The 2,664-nt window shown below is 65.4% G+C and carries 3 protein-coding genes; 1 reads left to right on the top strand and 2 read right to left on the bottom strand.

Translation table 11 applies throughout. From position 1 onward, the window contains the following. Positions 1–93: 93 nt before the first annotated feature. Complete coding sequence (gene istB / locus AC07RV_RS45790; RefSeq protein WP_492716620.1) at positions 94–858, bottom strand: IS21-like element helper ATPase IstB; 765 nt, start codon at positions 856–858, stop codon at positions 94–96. Positions 859–898: 40 nt separating this feature from the next. After that, complete coding sequence (istA, locus tag AC07RV_RS45785; RefSeq protein WP_492716618.1) at positions 899–2,425, bottom strand: IS21 family transposase; 1,527 nt, start codon at positions 2,423–2,425, stop codon at positions 899–901. Here istA and AC07RV_RS45780 point away from each other — a divergent pair. After that, positions 2,397–2,522: a hypothetical protein gene (locus AC07RV_RS45780; RefSeq protein ID WP_257015159.1), complete on the top strand. Its 126-nt coding sequence runs from the start codon at positions 2,397–2,399 to the stop codon at positions 2,520–2,522. The genes istA and AC07RV_RS45780 overlap by 29 nt on opposite strands. Positions 2,523–2,664: the final 142 nt, after the last annotated feature.

Raw genomic sequence — 2,664 nt, 5'->3', positions numbered from 1 at the left:
TGCGTATTCCAGCGAACGTGACCGACGATTCCGCTCTATCGTGACCGGTCGTCACGCGTGTTGAGTTGCGCGTTCAGATTGTAGAAGTGGCGGTCACGATGAGTCTTTGTTCTTCTCCTTTTGGGGCGTTTTCGCGGTCTGACGCAATGACTCGCCCGTGAGGGTGAGTCGGTGGTTCTGCTGCATCAATCGATCAAGGATCGCGTCAGCGATCGTGGCGTCACCAACCCATGCGTGCCAGTGCTCGATCGGCAGCTGGCTGGTGATGATGGTGGCCTTGCTGGCCGCCCGGTCGTCGATGATCTCCAACAGATCGCTACGGGCTTGAACGTCGAGCGCGGCCATGCCCCAATCGTCGAGCAGCAGCACGTCGGTCTTGGCCAGTTGGATCAACCACTTTCCGAAGGTCCCGTTGCCGTGGCGGATGCGCAGTTCCTCGCCCAGCCGCGGCATGCGCTGGTAGTAGGCGGAGCGACCACGCCGGCACGCGTACTGCGCCAGCGCGCATGCAAGCCATGATTTGCCGGCCCCCGTCGCTCCCGTGATCAGCACGCTGTGGCCCGAATCGATCCAGTCGCTCAGCGCCAGGCTCATCACGGCCTTGCGATCAATGCCGCGACCGGCACGAGCATCCATGTCCTCGATGGCCGCCTGCGGGTACTTCAGGCGCGCCTCCTTCAAGAGCCGCTCGCGTCGCTTGTCGCCGCGCCAGTGCACTTCGCGCTCCACCAGCAAGGCCGTGCGTTCCTCGAAGCTCATGGCCGTCATGCCGGCGCTGGTGAGCTGGTCTTGCAGTCCCGCCGCCATGCCCAGCAACTTCAGGCTACGCAGTTGATCCAGGGTCGTGTTCATCATCATTGGAATTCCTTTGGTTCGCGTGCCGGATGCAGTCCGGTGATCACTGGTAATACGCCGGGCCACGCACATGCTCGTGAGGCGGACTGGTCCAACTCGGTGCCGTGCTCGCGAGCGCCTTGTCGCGCTCGTTGACCAAGATGGCCTTCACATGCACGTACTTCGCAGTGCCCAGTTCCAGCGCGATCAGGCTGGCCGCCTCCAGGCGCTCCTTGCCGTAGCGACGCGCCAGCGACAGCAGCCCCAGGCAAGCCCGGTAGCCGTGCTCGGGATGGCGACGCTCCTCGATCAGGCGTGTCACCAGGCGGCCCGTGGCCACGCCGATGCTCTGGCCCCAATGCACCAGGCGCTCGGGCGTCCACTCGAGATGCGCGCGGTGCGCTGCCGGCAGGTGGGCGACAACGGTCGTGAAGCCACCCTTGTGTGCGCTGCGCTGATGCGCGGCCACACGTTGTCCGCGGTGCAGCAACTCGACCGCGTGTGCTGTGATGCGCGCCTCGAGCAACAGGCCCACCAGGTTCTGCGGCACGCTGTAGCGGTGGCCCTCGATCTCCACATGATGGTCGATGTGCACCCGCACGCTCTTGAAGGCCGCCCACTCCCAGGGCTGCAGCGGCAGCGCCTGCAGTGCGGGCGCATCTAGATCGGCGAAGGCGCTCGCGCGGCTGCCGGGCAGCTTCTGGAAGGGCTTGCCGTTGAGCCTGGCCAGCAACGGCTCGATCGCCTCGTTGACATCGTCCACGGCCACGAAGCGTTGGTGACGCAGGCGCATCAGGATCCAACGCTCCACGACCTGCACGGCCGATTCGACCTTCGCCTTATCCTGCGGATGACGCGGCCTTGCCGGTAGCACCGAGGTGCCGTAGTGCCGCGCGAAGTCCTCCACCGTGTCGTTGGCCCGTGGCTCGTAGCGGTTGGGGTTCGCGATCATCGCGCGGGGGTTGTCCGGCACGATGAGCTGCGGCACGCCACCAATGAAGCTCAGGGCACGCGCGCAGCCCTGGAGCCAGTCGGCCATGGTCTCGCGCGGCGTGGCGCAGGCGAAGGTGTAGCTGGAGGCGCCGAGCGCGGCCACGAAGATGTGTACGCGGCTCCCGTCGACGAGCTCGACCGTGGGGCCGGCGTAGTCGACGAAGAGCTTCTCGCCGGCGCGGTGGATCTGGCGCATCGAGCGCTTCAGGCGCAGTGCATAGCGCCGATACCGCTCGCAGAACTGGCTATAGCGGTAGGTCGGCTGCCCGGGGTGGGCCGCGACGTATTCCTCCCACAGCAGCATGAGGGTCATGCCCTTACGCCGCAGCTCCTGGTGCACGCGGCCGTAGTCAGGCAGCACGTAGTGCGAGGGACGGTCCAGCCGGCCTTGCACGACACGACGCTCCAGCGCCGTGTCGCTGAGCGTTTGAATGGTGGGCCAGTCCAGGCCCGCGACGCTGGCAAGGCCGACGTACTTGGCCACGACGCCCTTGGAGATGCCGAGTGAAGCCGCGATCCGTTCATGGGAGAGGCGGGCTTCGAGTTTGAGACGAAGGACGTCTCTGATCTTGCGCATGTTGATCCTTGGTGCGGGCAAGCCTGTCTCCGGCAAAAGCCGGGCAGGCTACCCGCATGGGGTGGATGAAATGCGCAACACCAACACGCTGACGTACGCCAGCGTTCCGCTGCCGTGACCGGTGATTCCGCCATCGTGATCGGTGATTCCGGACCGGCCAGAAATCGGTCACGTTGAGCCCGGAATCACCGGTCACGTTCGTGCGGAATGCTCGGTCACGATAGGCCGGAATGGGCGGTCACGATGCTCCGGAATACCCA

The sequence above is a fragment of the Variovorax sp. GW821-FHT09B01 genome (assembly GCF_059418345.1).
This window is presented reverse-complemented; position numbering and strand designations above follow the sequence as displayed.

Bases quoted from the DNA above. Each gene is read 5' to 3' on its own strand.
- istB (WP_492716620.1), bottom strand. From the start codon at position 858: ATGATGATGAACACGACCCTGGATCAACTGCGTAGCCTGAAGTTGCTG.